We start from the raw sequence: 19,712 nt of genomic DNA, 5'->3' as shown, positions 1-19,712 counted from the left end.
TGATCAGGGCCTTCTTTGGTAGCGGGGACAGGATTTGAACCTGCGACCTCTGGGTTATGAGCCCAGCGAGCTACCGAACTGCTCCACCCCGCGTCGGTGTGTATATCTTAACCATAGCGGTGATTCATCGCGGACGCAAAACGAAGATCACGGAAAGCACGAAGGCCCTGATCGCATTGATCAGGGCCTTCTTTGGTAGCGGGGACAGGATTTGAACCTGCGACCTCTGGGTTATGAGCCCAGCGAGCTACCGAACTGCTCCACCCCGCGTCGTCGTGCTTCACGAGAGTATCCGCCACCGGCTGCCTGCGCAAACTGATACGCCGAAAGCGGCGAGGACCCCGCCGGGAAGGCGGGGTCCTCGTCCGTCATCCGCTGGTCGCGGTGGCCGTCGGTGAAGGCGGCGGCGTCGATGGAGGTGGCGTGGACGGCGGCGTGGACGCGGTGGGCGTCGCCGACGGCGTGGGCTGCGGCTGGGTGGCTCCCAGCGCCTGCAGCTCCTTCAGTGCCGTCTCCAGCTTCTTCTGCGCCTCGCCGTACTTCACCCAGTCGGGCGGTGAGGCCTTCAGGGCCGCCTGGCCCTCCTGGTAGGCCGTCTCGACGGCGGTGATGGCCTTGGTCAGCGCGGTGGTGTTGGTGTTGGGCTTGGACTCCGTGGGCTTCTCACCCGTCTGCGTCGGTGGCGCGACGCCGAAGACCTCCTTCAGGGCGGCGTCCAGCGTGTCGCCGAAGCCGACCTTGTCCCCGAACAACACCAGCACCTTGCGCAGGCTCGGGAAGCGGCCCGCGCTCTCCTCCTTCGGCTGGACGTAGACCGGCTCGACGTAGAGCAGGCCGCCGCCGAACGGAAGCGTGAGCAGGTTGCCGTAGATGACCTCGGTGGCGCCGCCGGTGCCGCGCAGCAGGTTCAGCCGCTCGGAGACCGTCGGGTTCGACAGGAACGTGTTCTGTGCCTGTGGCGGACCCTGCACCGCCGTGTTGCTGGGTAGCTGGAGGATCTCCAGCTTCGCCTGCGACGGGTCTGCCGTGGCGTCCACGGCCATGAAGGCGGCCATGTTCTGCCGGCCGTTCGGGACGAAGGTCGTCGTCAGCGAGAACCGCTCGGTCCCCTCCGGCATCTTCATCGTCACGTAGTACGGCGGCTGCTTGCTCTTCTTCGTGGCCGGGTCCTCGGGGACCTTCCAGAAGTCCTGGCCGCCGAAGAACGCACCCGGGTCGGTGACGTGGTACTGCGTCAGGATCTCCCGCTGCGCCTTGAACATGTCGGCCGGGTAGCGCAGGTGGTCGCGCAGCTCGGCCGGGATCTCGGCCTTGGGCTTGATGATCGTGCCGAACGTGTTCTGCCACGTCTTCAGCACCGGGTCGACGTCGTCCCAGGCGTACAGGGTCACGGTGCCGTCGTAGGCGTCCACGGTGGCCTTGACCGAGTTGCGCATGTAGTTGATGACGTCCGTCGGCGCGGGCTGCGGCTGACCGGCCACCAGCTTGCTGGTCTGCACGTCGGTGGTCAGGTCGCCGAGGCTCTTGCGCTGGGAGTACGGGTAGGAGTCCGACGTCGTGTAGCCGTCGACGATCCAGACGATCCGGTTGTTCACGATCGCCGGGTACGGGTCCTTGTCCAGCGTCAGGAACGGCGCCACCTTGCCCACGCGCTCCAGCGGCTTGCGTTCGTACAGGATCCGCGAGAAGTCGTTGACGTCGGAGGAGAGCAGCAGGTTGGTCTCGCCGTACTTGGCGGCGTAGAGCAGCTTCGTGAAGAAGTTGCCGATGGGCACGCCGCCGTTGCCGGCGTAGGTGTTGTTCTTCTGCCCGCTGCCGCCCTGCTGGTCGTCGGGGTAGTCGAGCTCGACGCCCTGGCCGGGGCCCGGCTTGGGGCCGCCGACGATGGAGTACTCGGGAGAGTTCTCGCCGAAGTAGACGCGGGGCTCGAACTTCGGCCCGATCAGGTCGCCTACCGGCGGGATGTCCTTGGCGTTGAAGACCGGCAGACCGCCGGAGCCCACCTGGTTGCCCGGCGCGGCCACGAAGCCGAAGCCGTGGGTGTAGACGAGGCGGCTGTTGATCCAGTTGCGCTCGGCCTCCGGCGGCAGCCCGATGTCGCGGACCGAGACCACGGTGTCGCGGATCTTGCCGTCGGGCGCCTTGTAGCGGTCGATGTCCAGCTGCTCGGGGAACTGGTAGTAGCCCTTGATCTGCTGGAGCTGCTGGAACGTCGGCGACAGGATCGTCGGGTCGAGCAGGCGCAGACCGGGGATGGCGCTGGCCTCCTGCTGGAGCACCTGCTCGGTCGCGCTGGTCGTCGCGCCGTACTGCTTCACCGAGATGCTGTTGTCGTCGACCTTGAACGCGTCCCGCGTGGCCTGGATGTTCCTGGAGATCGACTCCTTCTCCTTGGCCTGCTGGTTCGGCTTGACCTGGAACTGCTCGACCAGCGCCGGGTAGACGCTGCCGATCAGCACGGCCGACAGCACGAGGAGGCCGAAGGAGACGCCCGGCAGCATGCCGCCGGGGCGGAAGACACCGGCGAACAGCATCGCGGCGCAGATCAGCGCGATGATCGCGAGGATGGTCTTGGCCGGAAGCACCGCGTTGAGGTCGGTGTAGGACGCGCCGAAGACCTTGCCCCGGTCGGAGAAGACCAGGCCGTAGCGGTCGACCCAGTAGGCCACCGCCTTCAGCAGCACGAACACGCCCAGCAGCACAGACAGGTGGGTGCGGGCCGCGCGCGAGGCGTGCACGCCGGGCGACTGCAGGCGGAAGCCGCCGTACAGGTAGTGCGTGATCGCGGCGAGCACGATCGAGATGATGATCGCGGTGAACAGGAAGTTCAGCGCCATCCGGATGAACGGGTAGTCGAACATGAAGAACGACACGTCCAGCCCGAACATCGGGTCTGTCTTGCCGGCCTTCACGCCGTTGGAGAACTGAAGCCAGGTCTTCCACTGGCCCGCCACCGACGACCCCGCGAACAACGCGAGCACGGCCATGCCCACGATGAAGATCAGCTTGCGGTGGGGGTCGAGCGCCATCCGGTAGCGGTCGGCGCCGCTGCCTCCGCCGAACATGGCGGGGCCGAACATCGGCCGCATCCTGAACGCCAGCAGCATGTTGCCGCCGGCTATGCCGACCATCAACAACGCGCCGACCAGGAACAACACGATCTGCGTCAGCATCACGCCGGAGAAGACCGAGGTGTACCTGACGGAGTCGAACCAGAGATAGTCGGTGTAAATGCCAGCAAACAGGAAGAAGAACGCCACAATCGCCACGAGGGCGATCGCGACAGGAAGCAGCAGTCGCGGGCGGCGGGGCAAGCGCATCGCCCTGCCGGCTCCTGGGGTCCGGAAGCTCAAGGCCAACCCCTCGTCGTGGTGAACAATCGTCTCGCTCTGGCAACCTACACCGGTGTGCCAGCCGTACGGCTAACGCACGACGGGCACGAGAAGTTTCAGCCGGCCGTACATGCGGGAAGATCTGTCTTTCCCTGGCGCAGCGCGTCGAGCGTCGTGACCATGTCGTGCAGGGTCTCCGCCTTCACCAGCCGCAGCCCGTCGGGCGCCGCCTTCAGCGCCTCGGCGCAGTTGTCCGCCGGGGTGAGGAAGAGCGTGGCGCCCGCCTTCTTGGCGCCGACCATCTTCTGCGCGATGCCGCCGATCGCCCCGACCTCGCCCTCCGGCGTGATGGTTCCGGTGCCGGCGATCGACTTGCCGCCGGTCAGGGAGCCGGGGGTGAGCTTGTCGACGATGCCGAGCGAGAACATCAGGCCGGCGCTCGGCCCGCCGACGTCGCCCACGCTGATGCTGACCTTGAACGGGAACTTGTACTTGGCCTGCATGGTCATCCCGACCATGGTCGCGCCCTTGTCGCCCGAGGTGGTCTTGACCGTGACGTCGACCTTCTTCTCACCCCTGGTGACGCCGAACACGACGTCGGCGCCCGGCTTGAGCGCGCGGACGGTCTCGCGGACCATGTCGACGTCGGTGACCTTCTTGCCGTCGATGGCGTTGATCTCGTCGCCCTTCTGCACCTTGCCGTCGGCGGGCTTGCCCTTCTCCGTGGAGAGGACCGTGACGACGGTGCTGTAGGGGATCTTGAGCTCGGTGAGCGCCGCGGCCGTCGCGTTGTCCTGCGAGTTGGCCATCTCGACGGTGTTCTCCTCCTCGACCTGCTTGGCGGTGCGGCTCTTGGGGAAGATCGTCTCTTCCGGCACCACCGCGACGTTCGGGTCGAGCCAGCCGCGCAGCGCGGTCATCAGGTCGATGCGGCTGCTGGGGCCGCCCTGGTAGGCGACGGTGACCAGGCTGAGCGCGCCGTCCGTCGGGTAGACCTGGCGGCCGGTGATCGCGATGACCGGCTTCTTGTCGACCTCACCGATGGTGTTCTCGGTCGGGCCGGGGCTCAGCACGACGTAGGGCACCTTCATGAGGGCGCCGACGACACCGAGGGCGAGCACCATAAAGCCCGCCACGAGCAGGGTCAGGGCACGTCGTGACATGGAGAGAGCTTATTCGCAGGCGCCGACCCACTCGGCCGAGCCGTCCCCGAAGAGCTGATGTTTCCAGATGGGGACCTCGGCCTTGAGGTCGTCGATCAGGCGGCGTGAGGCGGCGAAGGCCTCGCCGCGGTGCGGGCAGGCCGCGGCGACGATGACCGCGATGTCGCCCAGCTCCAGGTCACCGACCCGGTGGACGGCGGCGAGCGCGGTCACGGGGAAGTCAGCGGCCACCTTCTCGGCCACGCGGCGCAGCTCCGCCCGCGCGGACGGATGCGCGGAGTAGGAGAGCCGCTTCACCGGCTTGCCCTGGTCCTGCTCGCGTACGGTGCCGACGAACAGGGTCGTCCCGCCCGCCGCGTGGTCGCCCACGGCGGCGTACACCTCGTCGACCGACAACGGGGTGTCGCGAATGTCTAGCAACCGGATGACGTCCACGCAAACAAGCCTACAGGCGGCGCCTCTTGCGGACCTGACGGACGATGGCGGCGGTGCCGATGACGGCCACGGTGGCGCCGGCCGCGGTGAGCGTCGCCTCCTTGACGGGCAGGCGGCGTCCGGCCACGGTGGTGCGGTTCTCGCGCAGTTCGAGCAGCTGCTCCAGGGCGGCCTCGTTGGTCCAGGCGGGTTTCCAGCCGGCCTCGCGCAGCTGGGCGCAGTCGACGACCCACGGGTAGACGACGTAGTGCAGGTCCGTGGCGGGCGCCGGGGTGATGCCCAGCCGGTGCAGGCGCTGGGCCGTGCCGAAGGTCAGGCCGGCGGGCAGCTCGAAGCGCCGGATGCCGGACAGCTCCTCCACCTGCTCCTGCTCCAGCCAGCCGTCGGAGCCCACGGCCACCACGCCGGTGACCACGCCGCGGGCGGCCAGCTCCAGCGCCGAGACCAGGTCCTCGATGTGGCAGAACTGCCAGCGCGGGTTGCAGCCCTTCACCGCCAGCAGCCGGGGCGACTCGAAGTGGCGGGTGATGACGGTGTCGACGCCCGGGCCCACGACGGCGGCCGGGCGCACGACGGTCACGTCGAGGCCGGTGTTGCTCCTGATGGCCCGTCGGACCAGGGCCTCGATCTCCAGGTAGTCGCCGACGACGCCGGTGTCCGGCTCGGCGGCCACCGCGGAGTCCTCGGGCAGCGGGACCGGGTTGTCGGGGGCGGCGCCGTACACCATCGCGCTCGTGACGAGCACGACGCGGCGCACGCGCGCGGCCGCGCCGGCGGTGAGCACGGTCTGTGCGGCGCGCAGGTTGTACGCGCGGCGCTCACCGGGGTTGGAGTCGACGGCGTAGTCGCCGGCCAGGTGGACCAGCACGTCGATGTCGGAGATGCGGTTCGCCAAGAGCGGATCCCGGACGTCGATCACTCGCCAGGTGACGTCCTGGACGTCGCCGCGCTGCTCGTCGATGGCCACCACCCTGCGGAAATCCGCGGAGTTCGCGAGCCTTGCGAGCAGCTCGCGACCGAGGCCGGAGGCCGCGCCGGTGACGGCGACGACCGGTTGGCGCGGGCGTTTCGAGGTAGGCACACGGTCCTCACTTTGCACTGATCCGCCGTAGGACGACTAACGTGGCGGATGTGGACTCCTCCATCCTGCACGAGGTAGAGCGGTGACTGACCTGCCAGGTCGTGAAAACGACCCCAACGAAAACCCGTTCGCCATGTTCGGCAACCCTGAGCAGATGGCTCAGGCGATGCGCCAGTTCGCCGACATGCTGTCGGCGCCTCAGGGTTCCGGCCCTGTCAACTGGGACATGGCCAAGAACATCGCCCGACACGCGGTGGTCGCCGAGGGCGATCCCTCCGTCATGGACGGAGAACGCCGCCAGATCATCGACGCGCTCAGTCTGGCCGACCTGTGGCTCAACGAGGCCACGGCGCTGCCGAGCGGGGTGTCGAACCCGCAGGCGTGGAGCCGGTCCGAGTGGATCGAGAACACCGTCCCGGTGTGGCGCACGCTGTGCGAGCCGATCGCCCAACGCATGGTCGAGACCATGGGCGGGGCGCTCGGCGGCGCCGGCCTGCCCGCGGAGGCCCAGCAGATGGCCGGGCCGCTCATGGGCATGCTCAAGCAGATGGGCGGCATGATGGTCGGCCAGCAGATCGGGCAGGCGCTCGGTTCGCTGGCGCGCGAGGTGATCGGCACGACCGACATCGGCCTGCCGCTGTCGGACACGGCCGCGCTGCTGCCCGGCGGCATCGCCTCCTTCAGCGACGGTCTCGAACTGCCCGCCGACGAGATCCGGCTGTACCTGGCGCTGCGCGAGGCGGCCCATCACCGGCTGTTCCAGCACGTGCCGTGGCTGCGTTCGCACCTGCTCGGCGCCGTCGAGGAGTACGCCAAGGGGATCACGGTCGACACCTCGGCGCTCGAAGAGCAGATCCGCGGCCTCGACATCAGCAACCCCGAGGCGCTCCAGGAGGCGTTGAGCGGCGGCGCGCTGCTCAAGCCCGAGGAGACCGAGCGGCAGAAGGCCGCGCTGGCCCGTCTGGAGACGATGCTGGCGCTGGTCGAGGGCTGGGTGGCGACCGTCGTGGACGCCGCGGCGGAGGGCAAGCTGCCTTCGGCCAACGCCCTCGCCGAGACGGTACGCAGGCGCCGCGCCACCGGCGGCCCCGCCGAGCTGACGTTCGGCACGCTGGTGGGCCTGGAGCTGCGTCCGCGCAGGCTGCGGGAGGCGGCGGCGCTGTGGCAGGCGCTGGAGGCCGACCGCGGGCTCGACGGCCGCGACTCGGTCTGGGGTCACCCCGACCTGATGCCGACGGCCGAGGACCTCGACCACCCGGACGCGTTCGTGAAGGGCGATTCCGACTGGGACATCTCCAAGCTGGACGAGCCCGGAGAATCGGAGTGACGCTGCGCTCTGACGCGGTCGCCGTGCTGACCGGCTGGTCGGCGCCGACCCCCGAGGAGGAGGTGCTGCGCAAGGAGTTCCTGGAGCACCTGGCGACGCATGCCGACGCCATGTACCGGGAGTGCGTTCCCGGGCACCTGACCGCGACCACCGCGGTCCTGTCCCACGACGGTGCGCGGGTCCTGCTGACGCTGCACCCGAAGGCGGGCATGTGGCTGCCGATGGGCGGCCACTGCGAGCGCGCCGACCGGACGCTGGTGGAGGTGGCGCTGCGGGAGGCCGGGGAGGAGTCCGGCATCTCCGGACTCCGGCTGCTGCCTGGACCGCTGGCGCTGGACCGGCATGAGGTCTGGTGTCATCCGCCGCGTTCGTGGCACCTTGACGTGGAGTACGCCGCCGTGGCGCCCGAGGGCGCGGAGGCGGTGATCAGCGAGGAGTCCCTGGACCTGCGCTGGTTCCCGGTGGAGGAGATCCCCGAGCTGTCCGACGAGGCGACCAGGCGGCTGGCCAGGCGCGGCAGGGCGGCACTTCTGGCCTGAGGGGGTTACGCGGTGGTCGGAGGGACGATCGTCACTCCTGCCCGCCGCGCGCCGGTGCGCGCTTCCCTCGCCTGGGTCCTGGTCATCCCCTTCGCCGTCTGGGCTTTGGCGCGGGTGGCCGGGCTTGAACGTGGCGGGCCGTTGACGCAGGTCATGTCGGCCACGCCGTACGTCGCCCTTGGGTCGCTGCTGCCCGTCCTCGTCGCGGTGTCCGGGCGGCGGCCCGTCGCGGCGTGCGTCGCCGTTGCCACCACGCTCGCGCTGGCGTCGTGCGTGCTGCCCCGGGCGTTCGGTGACGGGGCCGTCGCCGGTGGCCGGCCGTTCACGGTGCTGTCGGTGAACTTGCTGGTCGAGCGGGCCGATCCCGCGGCTCTCGTGGATCTGGTACGGCGGGTGCGGCCCGATGTCCTGAGCGCCCAGGAACTGACGCCCGAGGCGGTGGCCCGGCTGGACGGCGCCGGCCTGGGCGGGATGCTGCCGTACCGCGAGCTCGGGGCGGAGCGAGGCGTGTATTCGCGGCACCCGCTGACCGGTTCAGTGGTCACCCTGCCCGGCGGTGGGCGGGTCGAGGTCTTCGCGGTGCATCCGCCGCAGCCCTCGTCGGAGAACCTTGAGCTTTGGCGTACGGCTCTCGCATCGCTGCCCGCCGCCTCCGCGGAGATCCCGCGGATCCTGGCCGGGGACTTCAACGCCACCCTCGACCACGCGGCGCTGCGCGAGGTGCTGGCCCGCGGGTACACGGACGCGGCCGACAGGGCCGGAGCCGGGCTGGTGCCCACCTGGCCGGCGAACGCGCGACTGCCGCCGATGATCACGATCGACCACGTGCTGGTGGACGCCCGCGTGGGAGTGCGGGAGGTCGGCGTGCACACGCTGCCGGGGACCGACCACCGGGCGGTGGTGGCCCGGCTAGAACTTCCCCAGTAGGGCGCGGGTGTTGTCCCAGCCTTCGAGACCGGGGTCCAGGCGGAGGACGTCGCCGGGGGTACGCAGGCGGTGCCAGCCGGGTGACGCGGCGACCATGCGGCGACCGGGCGCCTGGGCGCGCAGGTCGGCCACCGGGTCGTGGGCGTCGAGGTCGGGGTCGGCCCAGCCGGGGAGGGGGAGGTGGCAGGCCAGCGCGACAGCGCCGCCGTACTCGGAGGGGCACAGGGTGAGCTGGGCGCGGCCGAGTTCGCGAAAGAGCTTGCCGATGAGGAGCGGGGGCAGGTCGGGGGCGTCGGCGTTGATGACGGCGGCCTGGTCGCCCTGGAGTCGCTTGATGATGTCCTTCAGGGGTTCGTCGTCATCTATCGTGATCACCTCGGTGCCGGGCCAGACGATCTCCTCCAGGCCGGGCACGCTCGTCACCAGCACCGGCGTGACGAGTTCGAGGCCGGCCACCATCTCGTAGGTGTCCTCGGCCACGGCCGTCAGGAACTCCTCCTGATCCACTCCGTCAGGGGCCGCCTTCGCCATGTTCCGGCGCGCGAGAACCGCGACGGTGCGGATCAACATTCCTCCGGGGCGTTGTGCGCGGCGGCGGAGAATCCTTCGAGGAAGCCGCGCGCCCGCTCGGCCTTGGGATACTGTTCGACCAGAGCCCAGAACTGCGGGCCGTGGCTCGGCACCAGCAGGTGCACGAGCTCGTGGATGATGACGTAGTCGATGACCCATTCCGGCAGGCCCTTGAGGCGGGTCGAGATCCTGATCGTGGCGTTGTCCGGGGTGCACGAGCCCCATCGGTGCTGCTGGTTGTCCACCCAGCGGACGGTGGTGGGCCGCGCTCTTCCGTCGAGGTACTTCGCCGACAGCTCGTTGGCTCTGGCCTGGAGTCCTTCGTCGGTGGGTCTGCGCCGCCGCTCCTTGGCCGCCAGCCGATCGAGCATCCGGCTCACCCATTCATCAGCGTCTTCGCCGCTCAGCCATGCGGGCAAGAGCACGATCGTCTTGTCGCCGTCTCGGTATGCGGAGACCGTACGCCGGCGACGAGAACTTCGACGGACCTCGACTGTCTCGGGGGGCACATATGCACGTTAGCCGACACCGGCCGAATTCCACAGGGGGTGAGCCCCGTTTTAGCTGGTCAGATGATTAAGAGCCGGTGAATTTGGGCACCCGCCTTTCCCGATGGGCCAGAAGACCCTCCACCATGTCGGCGGAAGCCATGGTCACGGGCTGGGCGAGGGCCTCCCAGCGGAGGGCGGCTTCGAGATCCTGATGATCCCCATTTAGCGCGGATTTGGTGAGTTTCGCGGCGATGGGGGCGGTTGAGGCGACCTTGAGGGCGATCTCTTGAACGGCCTGCCTAAGGTCATTTCCCGCGAATGCCCGATTTATCAGACCTTCCGATGCTGCTTCTGCTCCTGTCAGGACACGTCCGGTCAGGAGCATCTCGCGGGCCAGCCTCAGGCCTCCCGTCTTCGGCAACAGGTACGTGGCCGCCATGCCCGGGTGCAGGCCCAGGGAGGTGAAGGGGGCCAGCAGTTTGGCGTCCTCCGCCGCGTAGACGAGGTCGCAGGCCAGGGCCAGGCAGAGGCCCGCCCCCACCGCGGCGCCGTTCACGGCGGCGATCGTGGGGATTTCCAGGTGGGTGATCGACAGCCAGGTCCGGTAGAAGGTGAGCATGCGGTCCCTGAGGTCCGGGACTGATTCGGTCGCCCTCTCCGACAGCCAGGACAGGTCTCCACCTGCGGAGAAGGCACTGCCCGCGCCGGTGATCACTACGCAGCGGGCGGTTCTGTCGGCGGCCAGGGCGGCCATCTCCTGGGACCAGCGCTGGGTCATGGTGTCGGTCATGGCGTTGCGGCGGTCGGGGAGGTTGAAGGTCACCCAGACGACGCCGTCGTCCGAACGGTCGACCAAGAGCTCGCTCATGCCCAAGATCGTAACCCCGCCCCCATCTCCCCCCGGGCCACCCTCCACTTCCCCAGCACTTTGCCTCTCTCATCCCCCTCGTCCCCTCATCCCTGGCGTCTCCGTCGCCCCTCTCACCCTTCGCCCCTCGCTGCTGCGGTCCCCCACCCCGTTACCGCGCCCTCCCCATCCCCCACCCGGGACTCCGCTCACCGGCCTTGCCCACTCCCGCCACGGCGATTCCCGCGTCCCGTCCGCACGTGGTTCGGCACCCCCGCAGCCCCGCACCCGGCCTGCCACCGCGCCCGTTTGCCCAGGTATGGCGGGACCTTCATCCACAGCCCTCTGACCAGCGGAAGAAGTTATCCACAGCCCGGGACAACCACCCCCACAAACGCCCCCGATGATGGAACCCTGACCGTCATGAGGCCCCGCGTGAAACCCTCCCTGCGCCGCATCCTCAGAGACGAGCGCACCCTCCAGTTCGGCGTACACCCGATGCAGGCCGTCGTGCTCACCGACCTCACCCCACCGCTCCGAGCCTGGATCGAGTCCCTGGACGGCACCCAGGACCTGGCCCAAGCCGTAAGGCACGCCGTGAAAGCGGGCATGGAAGAGCAGGCAGCCAGAACCCTCCTGGCAGAACTGACCGCCCAAGGCGTCCTGGACGACGCCTCAATCCCGCTCACGATCCTTCAGGACATCCCCCTGCCAGAACGAGACCGCCTCCGCCCCGACCTGGACGCCCTCGATCTGGCCAGAGACAACCCCGCAGGCGGCCTGCCCGCCCTCGCCCGCCGCCGCAACGCCCGCGTCCGGGTCTACGGCGCCGGCCGCCTGGGCGCGTCGATCGTCAACCTCCTGGCCGCCGCCGGTGTGGGAACGATCCGCGTCATCGACCCCGCCCCCACCCGCCCCGAAGACCTGGTCCCAGGCGGCCTCACCTGGTCCGAACTCGGCCTCCCCCGAGAAGAAGCCTCCGTCGCCACCGCCACGCGCCTGATCACCTGCCCCCACGCATCCACCCACCAGCCCGCCCAGATTCCCCCCGCAAAGCAACGCCGCCGATCGCAACAACCCACCCAGCCGACGCCCCAGGAGACCCGCCCACCAGCAAAGGCGCCCCAAGACCCCACCCACGATCCTCAGGACGCCACCCACGACGCCCGGAATTCCGATTCCGCCCAAGCCAATCGAAGCTCCACCCGCCAGGTCCGTGACTCCACTCAGGGCACTCGAACCCCCACCCATAGCGCCCGAGATTCCGCGCACGACGCTGGAAAGCCGAGCCGACCGACCCAAGCGGCTCGTCAGCGGACTGGGGTCATCAGCCAATCGATCGAGGACACCCGCCCCGGCGGCGGCAAACGACGACCGGCCTCTCCCTCCCAGCCCACCTCACCAGCACGAACCTCGGCCACACCCGCAGAGCCCGCGCCGCCGGCCAGGCCGGTCCCATCGCCCTATGCCCGGTTCGTCGCGGGCGGGCCGTATCTCAACGACCGCTCCGATCTTCCGCACCTGGTCATCCTCGCTCCGGTGGGCCCGCTGGACGGGATCCTGGTGACCGAGCTGACCGCGCTGAACATCCCGCACATGCTGGTCTCCGCCTTCGAGGGCTACGGAACGGTGGGACCGCTGGTGCACCCGAGCCAGAGCGCGTGCCTGCACTGCCTGGACCTCACCCGCCGCGACCGCGATCCGGCCTGGCCCATGGTCACCGCTCATCTGGGCGGCTACCCCGCGGGCGAGATCGCCTGCGACACCACCCTGGCCGCCTTGGTGGCCGCGGAAGCCTCCAGGCACGCCCTCGCCTACCTTGACGGCCACCCTTCGATTGTGACCAACGGCACAATCGACATATTGCCTGATTGGCAGAGGAAGCGGCGGACCTGGGCAATCCACCCGCAATGTAGGTGTATACGCAACAATCCTGATTCGCTAAGAATGGTCAGAGCGGCCACCCGCGACTAAACCCCAGCCACACCACGCCAGTCATCCCACGCCACAGCCCCAGTCACCCGGGGGTCCGCGACCAGACCTCTGGGCACGCGCCATACAGTCACAAGCAAGAGCCCCCGCATCCAGCGGGAACACACCACCCTCGCACCCAGCGAGGACATCCCTCCCGACCTCGCTTCCCGCGAGGTATCCCCTCGACCTCGCACCCAGCGAGGCACCCCCTCGATCTCGCACCCAGCGAGGCAGCCCCTTCGACCTCGCGTCGAGCGAGACCGTCCCTTCGACCTCGCAACCAGCGAGACGTCTCTCTTGACCTCGGCATCCAGCGAGGTACCCCTGGCCCCGCACCCAGCGAGGCAACCTCCTTCGCCTTGCACCCAGCAGGGCAACCCTGTCGCTTCACGCCGAACAGGCAATGCCGCGAACCCCCGCACCCGGCGGGGCGATCTCGGCACCGTCCGGGTCAGGCGCGGCCACCGCCGTGTCGGTTCCCGTCAGGTGTGGCCTGCCGTGCCAAGACGGCCTGCCGTACCAGGGAAGAAGCTCGAACCCGCGGCCGGCGGGGTTCGCACGATCGAAGGCTCGCAGCCAGCGGGACCGGCACCACCAGCACATCGCCCGTGTCCGACGGGCATCAGGGGAGACCATTGGGCCTGGAAGCCACCGGGCCGGGTCCGCGACCATGCGCACATGGGTCGACCACGGAAGGGGGAAGTGGCGCCTCAACGGGACGCCGCGTACTAGGGTGAGCGATCTTCCGCGCCGCGCAGTCACGCGCTCCGCCAAGCTGGCCACGCTTCCGATCAGTTTCGCGGGCCGCACGGCCCTGGGCATCGGGAAGCGTATCGGCGGCAAATCCGCCGAGATCGTCGCACAGGAGATCCAGCAGCGTACCGCCGAGCAGATCTTCAAGGTCCTCGGCGAGCTCAAGGGCGGTGCGATGAAGCTGGGCCAAGCGCTGTCCATCTTCGAAGCCGCTCTGCCGCCGGAGATCGCCGGGCCTTATCGGGCCACGCTGACCAAACTCCAGGATGCCGCTCCGCCGCTGCCCGTGGCCACCGTTCACAAGGTGCTGGCCGAGCAGTTGGGCGACGACTGGCGGGAGAATTTCATCTCCTTCGAGGACCAGCCCACCGCTGCCGCCTCGATCGGACAGGTCCATCGTGCGGTTTGGCACGACGGCCGTGACGTGGCGGTCAAAGTCCAGTACCCCGGCGCCGGCAAGGCGCTTCTCGGTGATTTCACCCAGTTGGCTCGGCTGGGCAAGTTGTTCGGGGTCATGTTGCCCGGCCTCGACATCAAGGCCGTTCTGGCCGAGCTCCGCGAGCGTATCGCCGAAGAGCTCGACTACTTCCACGAGGCCGAAGCCCAGCACGCCTTCGCGCAGGAGTTCCACGGCGACCCCGACTTCCAGGTGCCCGACGTGATCGCCGCCAACGAGATGGTCCTGGTGACCGAGTGGATGGACGGTACGCCGCTGTCGCGCATCATCACCGGTGGCACGAAGGAACAGCGTGACAGGGCGGGGCTGCTGCTCGTGCGGTTCCTGTTCTGCTCGCCGGCTCGGGTGGGCATGCTCCACGCGGACCCTCATCCCGGTAACTTCCGCATGCTGGAGGACGGCCGACTCGGTGTCCTGGATTTCGGCGCGGTCAACCGGCTCCCCGAGGGGTACCCCAAGGCGTTCGGGAAGCTCACCCGCATCTTCAACCACGGCGACATGGAAACGGTCATGAACGGCCTTCGCGACGAGGGCTTCATCCGACCCCACATCGAGATCGACGCCGATGCTCTGCGCGCGTTCCTGGCGCCGTATGTCGAGCCCACGGCGGTGGAGGAGTTCACGTTCAGCCGCGAGTGGCTGCAGGCGCAGGCCGCCAGCGTGACCGACCTCCGGCCGAACAACGTGGTGCGCCAGCTCAACCTTCCCGTCTCGTATGTGCTCATCCATCGGGTGCACGCCGCAGGCATCGGCGTCCTGTGCCAGCTCGGAGCCACTGCCCGGTTCCGCGACGAGGTCATCCGCTGGGTCCCCGGCTTCGCCGACGATCCGGACGAAGCCACCGATTCCCTCCCTGTTTCCTGACCTCGGAACACAAGCAGTTCCAGAAGCACCGCTTGTCGGGCCTCATGCACCTTTGGCGACCGCCATCGCCGGAGCCGGTGGTCTTCGGACCCGGTACCGGGGCACAGGTCCATAGGGCAGCGGCGCGCGGGTGCTCGTCGGGCGGCGGCAAGCGGCCCAGGGGACAGAGACTGCGGCGGGCCGGGAACAGCACGCGAGCCACACAGGGAGGGGAAGGCCGAGGGCCGGGAAGGGGCGCGATTCGGCGGGACGGGGCGGTGTAACCGGGCGGTTGGGCGTGGGCCGGGACGACCGAGATGGGGTGCGCCTGGGCCGAGGTGGGCCGCCGGGGTGGCCCGGGGCCGCGTGCGCCGGGGCCGCGTGCGCCTGTGCCGGGGCTGTCGGCCTGGTTGGTCGGCCTGGCCGGCGCGGCGTGGGCTAGCCAGGCGTGGGCCGGGGGTCACATCGGCTGGGGTTGTGTGCGCCGACGTGGGCTGGGCTGGGTGCCGACCTGGGTTGGACTGGGTGCCGACCTGGGTTGGGCTGGGCTGGGTGCCCACCTGGACTGGGGAGGGTGCCGACCTGGGTTGGGCTGGGCTGGGTGCCCACCTGGACTGGGGAGGGTGCCGGCCTGGACTGGGCTGGGTGATGGGGGTGGTTGGGAGGATTCGGGGGTGGGGTGGTTGGGGGTTTGGGAGTTAGTGGGCGAAGGGCCCGGAAGCCTTGTTGTTGGCTTCCGGGCCCTTCGTGAGAAGGAGACCTCGGTGGAGGTCCTGCGCCGGCGGCAGGACCTCCTGGGTCAGACTCCTCGGGTCAACGCCACACGCAAGCGGTCATGAGCCCGCTGCACGTTCTTCCGGGCGCGCTCTACTCGGCGGATCCGGTTGATCAGGCGTTGCTCCTCCGCCTCTCGGTGGAGGGTTTGTATTCGGTCGTTAACCATGTTCTGGAACAGATATGGCATTTCAAAGCTCCTGGTGGGAAGGATGTTCATTTCGGTGAGATGCCTTTCTTGAGTAGGGACGGGGTGGGTGGATCAGGCAGCGACCGGGTGCTTGCGGGGACGCCCGCGGGGCCGCTTGCGGGGCACTACGGTCCCCCTGAGGATGAGCTCGCCGCCCCAGACGCCCCACGGCTCCTCACGCTCGAGCGCGCGGTCGAGGCAGGCCTTCTGGATCGGGCAGCCACCGCAGAGCGCCTTGGCGAACTCGACGTCCTCCGGCGACTCGGCGAACCACAGGTCGGGGTTGGCACGGCAGGGGATCTTGGCTTCGTCGATCAGGTCCATGATCGTCTTCGCCCCCATCTGCGTCTCCTTCTTGTTTTCGATCTCGGTGATCTTGTTCGGGCACCTCGTAGGTGGTGGGGGATCACGGACAAACAAAGAGGCCGCGGATCCGATGTGCGGATCCGCGGCCTGGGGGCTGCTTGTGTGCCGGTCAGGTTATGACCGGCGCATCCCTCCAGGGTTGCGGACCGCACAGACCACCCTTGGTGTTCTGCTGAGTCGGCACGATGCTCGGGGCACCTGCGATGGCAGGCGCGGACGGAGCCACTTCTGCTCCGTGAACCAGGGCGGACGGAGCCACTCCTGCTCCGTGAACCAGGACGGCCTCAAGCCCGGCGTGGGCGTAGAAGGCGGGCTCCTGGCCGAAGACAGACTGCTCCGGTCGCAATCTGGCCGGCCCATCGACGAGCCTGACCGAGTCACGACGTGCGGAAGCGAGCCACTGCGTGGCCGACATCTTGATGCTGATCACCGGGACTCACCTCCGTTCTGGGATCGTCGGACAGGAGTGTCCGACTCGCTTGACCATGACCCTAAACCGGGAAGCCGGGAAGGGGCAACTTATTTTCTACCTGGGATTTTGTGACTTTATCTCGCGGATCATGGCCTCCTGCACCACCGAGACGACGAGGTCTCCTGATGAGGTGAACATCTGTCCGCGGGCAAGGCCCCGGGCTCCCCCTGACCAGGGGGACTCCTGAGCATAGAGCAACCAGTCGTCGGACCTGAACGGGCGGTGGAACCACATGGCGTGGTCCAGGGAGGCGCCCATGACGTTGGAGGTGCCCCAGGACAGGCCGTGCGCCAGCAGTATCGTGTCGACGAGCGTGAAGTCGGAGGCGTACGCGGCCAGCACCACGTGCAGGAGCGGGTCGTCGGGCAGTTCCGCGTCGTAGCGGAACCAGACGTTGGTCTCGGCGCTGATCAGCTCCGGGTTCCTGGACGCCTCGAAGGTCAGCGGGGAGGCGTAGCGGGCGTCCACGGGGCGCGGCTTGGACAGCCAGTCCTTCCAGCCGGGCTCGTCGCCCACGAGGTCGTACAGCTTGTCCTGGAAGGTGGGCAGTGTCTCCGGGTCGGGGACCGTCGGCATCGCGGCCGCCTGGTGCGCCCAGCCCTCCTCGGGCACGTGGAACGACGCGGACATCGTGAAGATCGCCTTGCCGTGCTGGATGGCGACCACCCGGCGCGTGGCGAAGGAACGGCCGTCGCGGACCCGCTCGACGTTGTAGACGATCGGGATGGCGGGGTCGCCCGGCCGGATGAAGTAGGCGTGCAGCGAGTGCACGTGGCGGTCGTCCGGGACGGTACGCCCGGCGGCGACCAGCGCCTGCGCCGCCACCTGGCCGCCGAAGACGCGCTGGATGCGCTCCTCCGGGCTGCGGCCGCGGAAGATGTCCAGCTCGATCTGCTCAAGGTCGAGCAGATCGAGCAGCTCCTTCAGCGCCTCGTTCACGTGTCTCTCCCTAGCGGCTGGCCGTATCACCATAAGTCTGACGTGCCACCTGCCGCGTCAGGAACCCGCCCGCCGTGTCGGGAAAATCACGCGCCACGGCAGAGACCGAGTACGGCCTCGCCGTACTTGTCCAGCTTGACCTTGCCGATCCCCGCGATGGACAGCAGTTCGGAGTCGGTGCGCGGCACGCGCTCCGCGATGGCCTGGAGGGTCACGTCGGTGAACACGACGTACGGCGGGATCTTCGCCTCCTTGGCCGTGGTGGTGCGCCAGGACTTGAGGCTTTCCAGCAACGCCTCGTCGAAGTCGGCGGGGCAGCTGGAGCATCGGCCCAGCTTCTGCTCGGCCGCGGTGGCGAGGTTGCGGGCGCAGATGCGGCAGGAGACGGGGGCGGCCACCTGCCGGCGTTCGCGCGACGGCGTGGGCGCGGCGGCGGCGCGGGCGGTGGTGGCCGGGCGGCCGGTCAGCCCGTCGAGGAACCGGGAGGGGCGGCGGCCCTTGCGGCCGCCGGGGGCGCGGGCGAGCGCCCATGAGAGCGAGAGGTGCTCACGGGCCCTGGTGATGCCGACGTACAGGAGGCGGCGCTCCTCCTCGATCTGCTCGGCCGACTCCGCGTAGATGATCGGCATCATGCCGTCGGTGAGGCCGACGAGGAAGACGGCGTCCCATTCCAGGCCCTTTGCGGCGTGGAGCGAGGCCAGCGTGACGCCTTCGACCGGCGGCGCGTGCTGCTCGCCGGCGCGCCGCTCCAGTTCGGCCACGAACGCGGGCAGGTCGGCCCCGTTGGCGGCCATGTCCTCGGCCAGGTCGGCCAGGGCGCGCAGCGACTCCCACTTCTCGCGGGCCTTGCCGCCGCCGGGCGCGGCCGGGGTGAGCCCGATCCCGGTCAGGATGTGGTGGACCTCGCCGGCCAGGGGTTCGCCGGACTCCGAGCGGGCGGCGCCGCGCAGCAGTACGACGGCCTGACGCACTTCCGGGCGCTCGAAGAAGCGCTCGGCGCCGCGCAGGACGTAGGAGATCTCGGCCTTGGACAGGGCCTCCTCGTAGGCCTCCGACTGGGAGTTGACCCGGAACAGGACGGCGATCTCGCGGGCGGCCACGCCCTTGTCGAGGAGCTTGCGGATGGCGCGGGCGACCCCGGCGGCCTCGGCCGGCTCGTCGTCGTGCTCGGTGAAGACGGGCTTGGGGCCGTCCTTTCGCTGGGCGATCAGCTCCAGGCGGTGGGCCGAGCGGCCCTTGGCGATGACCAGGTTGGCCAGGTCGACCACCTGCGGGGTGGAGCGGTAGTCGCGCACGAGCTTGATGACGGCGGCGTCGGGGTGCTCGACGGCGAAGCCGGTCAGGTAGCGGGGGCTGGCGCCGGTGAAGGAGTAGATGGTCTGGTTGGGGTCGCCGACCACGCACAGGTCCTCGCGCCCGCCGAGCCAGGTGTCGAGCAGGAGCTTCTGCAGCGGGTTGACGTCCTGGTACTCGTCGACGACGAAGTAGCGGTACTGCTGGCGGATCTGGGCCGCCACCTCCTGGTGCTCGGTCATGACCGCGGCGGTGAGCTCCAGGATGGTCTCGAAGTCGACCAGGTGCCGCTCGCGCCGGATCTGCTCGTAGGCGTCGTAGACGCGCGCCATCTCCTCGACGGGCACCGGCGGCGTGCGGTTGAACTTCGCGGCGGCGGCCGTGTAGTCCTCGGGGGCGATCTGGACGACCTTGGACCACTCGACCTCGCCTGCCAGGTCGCGCAGGACGTCGGGGCTGGTGCGGGTGATCCGGCAGGCCTCGCGCAGCACGGGCAGCTTGGACTCGATCACCGACGGCGCGTCGCCGCCGATGACCCTCGGCCAGAAGTAGGTGAGCTGGCGCAGCGCGGCGGCGTGGAAGGTGCGGGCCTGGACGCCGGGCGCGCCGAGCGCGCGCAGCCGCTGCCTGAGCTCCCCGGCGGCGCGTGTGGTGAATGTCACGGCGAGCACGCTGGAGGAGTCGACGTACCCACTCCGTACGGCGTGGGCGATGCGGTGGGTGATCGCCCTGGTCTTCCCGGTGCCCGCGCCGGCCAGCACGCACACCGGACCTCGCACGGCCTCGGCCACCGCTCGCTGCTCCGGGTCGAGCCCGGCGAGCACGTCGTCCACGCTGTTCACCTCATCATCCTCCCAGCCGGTGGCGGTGAAGGGCTCCATTCTGGCAACATGCCGCCCGTCACCCGTTCACATCACCGAGATGCAAAGAACAGGTCAA

The 19,712-nt window shown here is 69.2% G+C and carries 15 protein-coding genes and 2 tRNA genes; 5 read left to right on the top strand and 12 right to left on the bottom strand.

Annotated elements, in window-relative coordinates; genetic code table 11:
* Positions 1-16: 16 nt before the first annotated feature.
* From ACIBHY_RS22565 to ACIBHY_RS22540, 6 genes are all read right to left on the bottom strand, one after another.
* Positions 17-93: transfer RNA gene (locus tag ACIBHY_RS22565), tRNA-Met, on the bottom strand.
* 100 nt (positions 94-193) lie between these two features.
* Positions 194-270: transfer RNA gene (locus tag ACIBHY_RS22560), tRNA-Met, on the bottom strand.
* Positions 271-368: 98 nt separating this feature from the next.
* Positions 369-3,320, bottom strand: coding sequence for a UPF0182 family protein (locus ACIBHY_RS22555; protein WP_397259544.1), 2,952 nt, complete (start codon positions 3,318-3,320; stop codon positions 369-371).
* Positions 3,321-3,448: 128 nt separating this feature from the next.
* Entirely contained in the window at positions 3,449-4,495 is a 1,047-nt protein-coding gene (locus ACIBHY_RS22550; RefSeq protein ID WP_397259545.1) for a PDZ domain-containing protein, read from the bottom strand.
* A 9-nt stretch (positions 4,496-4,504) separates the two neighbouring features.
* Positions 4,505-4,930 (bottom strand): molybdenum cofactor biosynthesis protein MoaE, encoded by a 426-nt coding sequence (locus ACIBHY_RS22545; RefSeq protein WP_397259546.1) that lies wholly within the window; start codon positions 4,928-4,930, stop codon positions 4,505-4,507.
* A 10-nt stretch (positions 4,931-4,940) separates the two neighbouring features.
* Entirely contained in the window at positions 4,941-6,011 is a 1,071-nt protein-coding gene (locus ACIBHY_RS22540; protein ID WP_397259547.1) for an NAD-dependent epimerase/dehydratase family protein, read from the bottom strand.
* 133 nt (positions 6,012-6,144) lie between these two features.
* On the opposite strand from ACIBHY_RS22540, the gene ACIBHY_RS22535 reads away from it, so the two are divergent.
* The 3 genes from ACIBHY_RS22535 to ACIBHY_RS22525 are packed head-to-tail and all read left to right on the top strand — an operon-like array spanning position 6,145 to position 8,804.
* Complete coding sequence (locus ACIBHY_RS22535) at positions 6,145-7,338, top strand: zinc-dependent metalloprotease (protein ID WP_397259556.1); 1,194 nt, start codon at positions 6,145-6,147, stop codon at positions 7,336-7,338.
* Positions 7,335-7,877 (top strand): NUDIX hydrolase, encoded by a 543-nt coding sequence (locus tag ACIBHY_RS22530; RefSeq protein WP_397259549.1) that lies wholly within the window; start codon positions 7,335-7,337, stop codon positions 7,875-7,877. Before ACIBHY_RS22535 ends, ACIBHY_RS22530 begins: the two co-directional genes overlap by 4 nt.
* A 12-nt stretch (positions 7,878-7,889) precedes the next feature.
* Positions 7,890-8,804, top strand: a complete 915-nt coding sequence (locus tag ACIBHY_RS22525; protein WP_397307634.1) for an endonuclease/exonuclease/phosphatase family protein — start codon at positions 7,890-7,892, stop codon at positions 8,802-8,804.
* Here ACIBHY_RS22525 and ACIBHY_RS22520 read toward each other — a convergent pair.
* The 3 genes from ACIBHY_RS22520 to ACIBHY_RS22510 form a co-directional block, all read right to left on the bottom strand.
* Positions 8,787-9,374 carry a hypothetical protein gene (locus ACIBHY_RS22520; RefSeq protein ID WP_397259551.1) on the bottom strand — a complete coding sequence of 196 codons (588 nt, stop codon included), beginning with the start codon at positions 9,372-9,374 and terminating at the stop codon, positions 8,787-8,789. The genes ACIBHY_RS22525 and ACIBHY_RS22520 overlap by 18 nt on opposite strands.
* Positions 9,368-9,745 (bottom strand): M48 family metallopeptidase, encoded by a 378-nt coding sequence (locus tag ACIBHY_RS22515; RefSeq protein ID WP_397259552.1) that lies wholly within the window; start codon positions 9,743-9,745, stop codon positions 9,368-9,370. Before ACIBHY_RS22515 ends, ACIBHY_RS22520 begins: the two co-directional genes overlap by 7 nt.
* 205 nt (positions 9,746-9,950) lie before the next feature.
* Positions 9,951-10,733 (bottom strand): enoyl-CoA hydratase/isomerase family protein, encoded by a 783-nt coding sequence (locus ACIBHY_RS22510; RefSeq protein WP_397307633.1) that lies wholly within the window; start codon positions 10,731-10,733, stop codon positions 9,951-9,953.
* 477 nt (positions 10,734-11,210) lie between these two features.
* Between ACIBHY_RS22510 and ACIBHY_RS22505 the strand changes: the two genes are divergently transcribed.
* A complete protein-coding gene (locus ACIBHY_RS22505; RefSeq protein WP_397307632.1) occupies positions 11,211-12,686 on the top strand; it encodes a ThiF family adenylyltransferase in 1,476 nt (491 codons plus the stop codon).
* 733 nt (positions 12,687-13,419) lie between these two features.
* On the top strand, positions 13,420-14,760 hold the full coding sequence (locus ACIBHY_RS22500; protein ID WP_397259555.1) for an ABC1 kinase family protein: 1,341 nt from the start codon (positions 13,420-13,422) through the stop codon (positions 14,758-14,760).
* Between the two features lie 1,015 nt (positions 14,761-15,775).
* On the opposite strand, the gene ACIBHY_RS22495 is transcribed toward ACIBHY_RS22500, so the two are convergent.
* The 3 genes from ACIBHY_RS22495 to ACIBHY_RS22485 all read right to left on the bottom strand — a co-directional run bounded on the left by ACIBHY_RS22495 (position 15,776) and on the right by ACIBHY_RS22485 (position 19,654).
* Entirely contained in the window at positions 15,776-16,045 is a 270-nt protein-coding gene (locus tag ACIBHY_RS22495; RefSeq protein WP_184968169.1) for a WhiB family transcriptional regulator, read from the bottom strand.
* A 550-nt stretch (positions 16,046-16,595) separates the two neighbouring features.
* The gene (locus tag ACIBHY_RS22490; protein WP_397099407.1) at positions 16,596-17,480 is read right to left on the bottom strand and encodes an acyl-CoA thioesterase; all 885 of its coding nucleotides are present in this window, start codon (positions 17,478-17,480) and stop codon (positions 16,596-16,598) included.
* A gap of 86 nt (positions 17,481-17,566) precedes the next feature.
* Positions 17,567-19,654, bottom strand: a complete 2,088-nt coding sequence (locus ACIBHY_RS22485) for an ATP-dependent DNA helicase UvrD2 (RefSeq protein WP_397251328.1) — start codon at positions 19,652-19,654, stop codon at positions 17,567-17,569.
* Between the last annotated feature and the right edge of the window lie 58 nt (positions 19,655-19,712).

This window comes from Nonomuraea sp. NPDC050547 (assembly GCF_044457345.1).
Classification (GTDB): Bacteria; Actinomycetota; Actinomycetes; order Streptosporangiales; family Streptosporangiaceae; genus Nonomuraea.
This window is presented reverse-complemented; position numbering and strand designations above follow the sequence as displayed.